The 5,951-nt window shown below is 48.8% G+C and carries 15 tRNA genes, 2 rRNA genes and 1 pseudogene; 17 read left to right on the forward strand and 1 reads right to left on the reverse strand.

Annotated features, from left to right (window positions below):
• The first annotated feature begins 60 nt into the window (after window positions 1–60).
• The 17 genes from CZ487_RS04790 (at window position 61) to CZ487_RS04865 (ending at window position 5,045) form a co-directional block, all read left to right on the forward strand.
• Window positions 61–2,992, forward strand: a 23S ribosomal RNA gene (locus CZ487_RS04790).
• Window positions 2,993–3,213: 221 nt separating this feature from the next.
• Window positions 3,214–3,330 (forward strand): 5S ribosomal RNA (rrf, locus tag CZ487_RS04795).
• Window positions 3,331–3,405: 75 nt separating this feature from the next.
• Window positions 3,406–3,480 (forward strand) — tRNA-Asn (locus CZ487_RS04800).
• Window positions 3,481–3,483: 3 nt separating this feature from the next.
• Window positions 3,484–3,576, forward strand: a tRNA-Ser gene (locus CZ487_RS04805).
• Window positions 3,577–3,586: 10 nt separating this feature from the next.
• Window positions 3,587–3,661, forward strand: a tRNA-Glu gene (locus tag CZ487_RS04810).
• Window positions 3,662–3,729: 68 nt separating this feature from the next.
• Window positions 3,730–3,805, forward strand: a tRNA-Val gene (locus CZ487_RS04815).
• A gap of 163 nt (window positions 3,806–3,968) precedes the next feature.
• Window positions 3,969–4,042, forward strand: a tRNA-Met gene (locus CZ487_RS26535).
• Between the two features lie 3 nt (window positions 4,043–4,045).
• Window positions 4,046–4,122 (forward strand) — tRNA-Asp (locus tag CZ487_RS04820).
• Between the two features lie 17 nt (window positions 4,123–4,139).
• Window positions 4,140–4,215 (forward strand) — tRNA-Phe (locus CZ487_RS04825).
• Between the two features lie 64 nt (window positions 4,216–4,279).
• Window positions 4,280–4,363 (forward strand) — tRNA-Tyr (locus CZ487_RS04830).
• Between the two features lie 49 nt (window positions 4,364–4,412).
• Window positions 4,413–4,486: transfer RNA gene (locus tag CZ487_RS04835), tRNA-Trp, on the forward strand.
• Window positions 4,487–4,494: 8 nt separating this feature from the next.
• Window positions 4,495–4,570 (forward strand) — tRNA-His (locus CZ487_RS04840).
• A gap of 12 nt (window positions 4,571–4,582) precedes the next feature.
• Window positions 4,583–4,657, forward strand: a tRNA-Gln gene (locus CZ487_RS04845).
• Window positions 4,658–4,660: 3 nt separating this feature from the next.
• Window positions 4,661–4,732 (forward strand) — tRNA-Gly (locus CZ487_RS04850).
• Window positions 4,733–4,747: 15 nt separating this feature from the next.
• Window positions 4,748–4,821: transfer RNA gene (locus CZ487_RS04855), tRNA-Cys, on the forward strand.
• Window positions 4,822–4,858: 37 nt separating this feature from the next.
• Window positions 4,859–4,947: transfer RNA gene (locus CZ487_RS04860), tRNA-Leu, on the forward strand.
• Window positions 4,948–4,963: 16 nt separating this feature from the next.
• Window positions 4,964–5,045 (forward strand) — tRNA-Leu (locus CZ487_RS04865).
• Window positions 5,046–5,192: 147 nt separating this feature from the next.
• On the opposite strand, the pseudogene CZ487_RS04870 reads toward CZ487_RS04865, so the two are convergent.
• Window positions 5,193–5,951 (reverse strand): annotated as a pseudogene (locus tag CZ487_RS04870) (transposase); the annotation flags it as partial.

Raw genomic sequence — 5,951 nt, forward strand, 5'->3', positions numbered from 1 at the left:
TAACAAATTTGACAAGACATCATTTTTAAACAAGTAAGTTCTTTTTTAACATTAACTGATGGTTAAGTTAATAAGGGCGCACGGTGGATGCCTTGGCACTAGGAGCCGATGAAGGACGGGACTAACTCCGATATGCTTTGGGGAGCTGTAAGTAAGCTTTGATCCAGAGATTTCCGAATGGGGAAACCCTCCATCTTTAATCGGATGGAATCTTTACCTGAATACATAGGGTAATGAAGGCAGACCCGGGGAACTGAAACATCTAAGTACCCGGAGGAAGAGAAAGCAAACGCGATTCCCTGAGTAGCGGCGAGCGAAACGGGATTAGCCCAAACCAAGAGGCTTGCCTCTTGGGGTTGTAGGACACTCTATACGGAGTTACAAAAGAATGAGGTAAACGAACAAGCCTGGAAAGGCTGGTCAGAGAAGGTAAAAACCCTGTAGTTGAAACTTCATTCTCTCTTGAGTGGATCCTGAGTACGGCGGGACACGAGAAATCCCGTCGGAAGCTGGGAGGACCATCTCCCAAGGCTAAATACTCCCTAGTGACCGATAGTGAACCAGTACCGTGAGGGAAAGGTGAAAAGCACCCCGGAAGGGGAGTGAAAGAGAACCTGAAACCGTGTGCCTACAAGTAGTCAAAGCCCTTTTATGGGTGATGGCGTGCCTTTTGTAGAATGAACCGGCGAGTTACGATTACATGCGAGGTTAAGTTGAATAGACGGAGCCGCAGCGAAAGCGAGTCTGAATAGGGCGAATGAGTATGTGGTCGTAGACCCGAAACCAGGTGATCTACCCATGTCCAGGGTGAAGTCCAGGTAACACTGGATGGAGGCCCGAACCCACGCACGTTGAAAAGTGCGGGGATGAGGTGTGGGTAGCGGAGAAATTCCAATCGAACTTGGAGATAGCTGGTTCTCTCCGAAATAGCTTTAGGGCTAGCCTCACGATCAAGAGTCTTGGAGGTAGAGCACTGTTTGGACTAGGGGCCCTCATCGGGTTACCGAATTCAGACAAACTCCGAATGCCAAGTACTTATGCGTGGGAGTCAGACTGCGAGTGATAAGATCCGTAGTCAAAAGGGAAACAGCCCAGACCACCAGCTAAGGTCCCAAAGTATACGTTAAGTGGAAAAGGATGTGGAGTTGCTTAGACAACCAGGATGTTGGCTTAGAAGCAGCCACCATTTAAAGAGTGCGTAATAGCTCACTGGTCGAGTGACTCCGCGCCGAAAATGTACCGGGGCTAAACGTATCACCGAAGCTGTGGGTGGACACTTACGTGTCCGCGGTAGGAGAGCGTTCTAAGGGCGTTGAAGCTAGACCGTAAGGACTGGTGGAGCGCTTAGAAGTGAGAATGCCGGTATGAGTAGCGAAAGATGGGTGAGAATCCCATCCACCGAATGCCTAAGGTTTCCTGAGGAAGGCTCGTCCTCTCAGGGTTAGTCGGGACCTAAGCCGAGGCCGAAAGGCGTAGGCGATGGACAACAGGTTGATATTCCTGTACCACCTCATTACCGTTTGAGCGATGGAGGGACGCAGGAGGATAGGGTAAGCGCGCTGTTGGATATGCGCGTCCAAGCAGTTAGGCAGAGAAATTGGCAAATCCGTTTCTCGTGTAAGCTGAGCTGTGATGGCGAGGGAAATATAGTACCGAAGTTCCTGATTCCACACTGCCAAGAAAAGCTTCTAGCGAGGTAGTAGGTGCCCGTACCGCAAACCGACACAGGTAGGCGAGGAGAGAATCCTAAGGTGAGCGAGAGAACTCTCGTTAAGGAACTCGGCAAAATGACCCCGTAACTTCGGGAGAAGGGGTGCTTTTTAGGGTGCATAGCCCTGAAGAGCCGCAGTGAATAGGCCCAGGCGACTGTTTAGCAAAAACACAGGTCTCTGCGAAGCCGCAAGGCGAAGTATAGGGGCTGACGCCTGCCCGGTGCTGGAAGGTTAAGAGGAGAGGTTAGCGCAAGCGAAGCTTTGAATTGAAGCCCCAGTAAACGGCGGCCGTAACTATAACGGTCCTAAGGTAGCGAAATTCCTTGTCGGGTAAGTTCCGACCCGCACGAAAGGCGTAACGATCTGGGCACTGTCTCAACGAGAGACTCGGTGAAATTATAGTACCTGTGAAGATGCAGGTTACCCGCGACAGGACGGAAAGACCCCGTGGAGCTTTACTGTAGCCTGATATTGAATTTTGGTACAGCTTGTACAGGATAGGTAGGAGCCGTGGAAACCGGAGCGCTAGCTTCGGTGGAGGCGTCGGTGGGATACTACTCTGGCTGTATTGAAATTCTAACCCGCACCCCTGATCGGGGTGGGAGACAGTGTCAGGTGGGCAGTTTGACTGGGGCGGTCGCCTCCTAAAGAGTAACGGAGGCGCCCAAAGGTTCCCTCAGAATGGTTGGAAATCATTCGTAGAGTGTAAAGGCACAAGGGAGCTTGACTGCGAGACCTACAAGTCGAGCAGGGACGAAAGTCGGGCTTAGTGATCCGGTGGTTCCGCATGGAAGGGCCATCGCTCAACGGATAAAAGCTACCCCGGGGATAACAGGCTTATCTCCCCCAAGAGTCCACATCGACGGGGAGGTTTGGCACCTCGATGTCGGCTCATCGCATCCTGGGGCTGTAGTCGGTCCCAAGGGTTGGGCTGTTCGCCCATTAAAGCGGTACGCGAGCTGGGTTCAGAACGTCGTGAGACAGTTCGGTCCCTATCCGTCGTGGGCGTAGGAAATTTGAGAGGAGCTGTCCTTAGTACGAGAGGACCGGGATGGACGCACCGCTGGTGTACCAGTTGTTCTGCCAAGAGCATCGCTGGGTAGCTATGTGCGGAAGGGATAAGTGCTGAAAGCATCTAAGCATGAAGCCCCCCTCAAGATGAGATTTCCCATAGCGCAAGCTAGTAAGATCCCTGAAAGATGATCAGGTTGATAGGTCAGAGGTGGAAGCGTGGTGACATGTGGAGCTGACTGATACTAATCGATCGAGGACTTAACCAATAAGAAAAGCGAAGGCGACTTGTCAACTCTGAGAGGCGTTGGAGAGCCGGCCGGGCAAATCCTGTTTTTGGATTTGAATGGACGGATTGAAACGACCGAAGAGTTAGGAGCCGCAGCTGGACAATTTAAAAGATGCTTGTCAAGTTATCTAGTTTTGAGGGAATAATATTTTTCTCTTGAAAAAATCGAAAAAGACTGTATAATAGTAACTGTCTTATAAGTTTGGTGATGATGGCGAGAAGGTCACACCCGTTCCCATACCGAACACGGAAGTTAAGCTTCTCAGCGCCGATGGTAGTTAGGGGTTATCCCCTTGTGAGAGTAGGACATCGCCAAGCAGATACCTAGTATCTAAATGTGAAACAGCTCGATGTCAGAGCATCTAGTTAATTTAAAACTTCAATCCTAATTATTCCGCAGTAGCTCAGTGGTAGAGCATTCGGCTGTTAACCGAACGGTCGTAGGTTCGAATCCTACCTGCGGAGCCAAATGGAGAGCTGTCCGAGTGGCCGAAGGAGCACGATTGGAAATCGTGTAGGCGGGCAAAACCTGTCTCAAGGGTTCAAATCCCTTGCTCTCCGCCATTTTATAAATGGCCCGTTGGTCAAGCGGTTAAGACACCGCCCTTTCACGGCGGTAACACGGGTTCGAATCCCGTACGGGTCACCATTTAATTGTAGGCATGCTAGAAGCGCAATGTTCTGTTGCAGCGCATGCACTCGCACATCCTGTGCATCGGAGGATTAGCTCAGCTGGGAGAGCACCTGCCTTACAAGCAGGGGGTCGGCGGTTCGATCCCGTCATCCTCCACCATAATTTAATTAATACTATTATCGCGGGGTGGAGCAACGAGCATAGCTTCATTGCTTAATCTGCGAGTTGTACCGATCGAGTTGCTTCTTGATTATCCTACTCGAGATCGGGACAGTCATAATGCTCACTTAAAGCATAGGATTCACTATGTTAATACTATTATCGCGGGGTGGAGCAGTCCGGTAGCTCGTCGGGCTCATAACCCGAAGGTCACAGGTTCAAATCCTGTCCCCGCAATTTGGTCCGGTAGTTCAGTTGGTTAGAATGCCTGCCTGTCACGCAGGAGGTCGCGGGTTCGAGTCCCGTCCGGACCGCCATTTATTTATATAAATACGGCTCAGTAGCTCAGTCGGTAGAGCAAAGGACTGAAAATCCTTGTGTCGGCGGTTCGATTCCGTCCTGAGCCACCATTTGATTTACTGCTAGGGAAAAACTTAGTGTAAACTTTTTTGTATATATTCATAATATATTTTCGGAGGGGTAGCGAAGTGGCTAAACGCGGCGGACTGTAAATCCGCTCCTTCGGGTTCGGCGGTTCGAATCCGTCCCCCTCCACCATAGTTTTTAATTAGTTTATAGGATTAAAATAGTTTATAACCTTAATTTTAGGGGTATAGTTTAAAGGTAGAACAGAGGTCTCCAAAACCTCCAGTGTGGGTTCGATTCCTACTACCCCTGCCAAATTTATGGCGGTCGTGGCGAAGTGGTTAACGCATCGGATTGTGGCTCCGACACTCGTGGGTTCGATTCCCATCGATCGCCCCATTTATATTATTTTGGGCTATAGCCAAGTGGTAAGGCAACGGACTTTGACTCCGTCATTCGTAGGTTCGAATCCTGCTAGCCCAGCCATTTGCGGAAGTAGTTCAGTGGTAGAACACCACCTTGCCAAGGTGGGGGTCGCGGGTTCGAATCCCGTCTTCCGCTCTATAATAATTTTAAGGCGGCATAGCCAAGTGGTAAGGCAGAGGTCTGCAAAACCTTCACCACCGGTTCGAATCCGGTTGCCGCCTCCATTTTTTTTATAATTGGTGAACTGTCTGGCTAATACTAGCCGGGGTGGCGGAACTGGCAGACGCACAGGACTTAAAATCCTGCGGTAGGTGACTACCGTACCGGTTCGATTCCGGTCCTCGGCACCAATTAAGTTTTACATATGCCGGTGTGGCGGAATTGGCAGACGCGCACGACTCAAAATCGTGTTCCGTAAGGAGTGTCGGTTCGACCCCGACCACCGGTATAATTTAAACATAAAATAATTGGGGCTGTCCGATAAGTCCCTAAAATAAAGCAAGTGGAGAAAAACAGCTCGTTTTTCTCCACTTGCTTTTGTATTATATGGATCATTCCCTGAAAGTAGCTGGCGGATGCCGGCTACTTTCAATATATTGTGGGCTAATGCCACAATTCCAAACTCCACATGGACCTTATCAAGACCCCGTAGGGAAAACCTACGGAACGACCGATTGCCCTTGATGTGACCGAACACACTTTCTACCTCAATTTTACGTTGAGCGTAGATAGCTGCCTTTTCCTCACATTCAAGGGCTTTTTTTGCCTTCGCTTTCATTTCTTCGAAGATCGTATTCCAGTGAACCTGACGGTTCCCATTCGCCTTTGTACATTTTGCTTTTAGTGGACAATCCGTACAGTCTTCGCATTCATATATTTTAAAGCTCTGTTCATAACCAGATCGATTCTTCTTGTTTTGATATTTTCTAAAAGTTACTTTCCTTCCATTCGGGCAAATAAAATAATCGTCTTGTTCACGGTATGTCCAGTTTTTTGCATTTTTGATATCGTTTTTATATTTACGTGTCTTTTCTTGTATGTATGATCCATAAGGGATTAGAAAGTCAAACTTTGGCTCTTTCTCATCGCCAACCGCATAAACATAATTTTCTTCGCTTCCATATCCAGCATCGGCAATAACAGTTTTAGGCATTGGTAAAGAAGTAGACGACAGTTTCTCCGAATGTGGGATAAAACAACGAGTGTCAGTTGGACGTTGATGAATCGTGTAAAACAGAATAAACTGGTTTTCCGTTCCCATCTGTACGTTATATCCTGCTTTTAGTTGACCATTTTTCATATGATCCTCCTTCATGCGCATGAAGGTGGCGTCTTTGTCCGTTTTAGAATAGCT

The sequence above is a fragment of the Robertmurraya dakarensis genome (assembly GCF_900156875.1).
In the GTDB taxonomy this organism is placed as follows: Bacteria; Bacillota; Bacilli; order Bacillales; family Cytobacillaceae; genus Robertmurraya; species Robertmurraya dakarensis.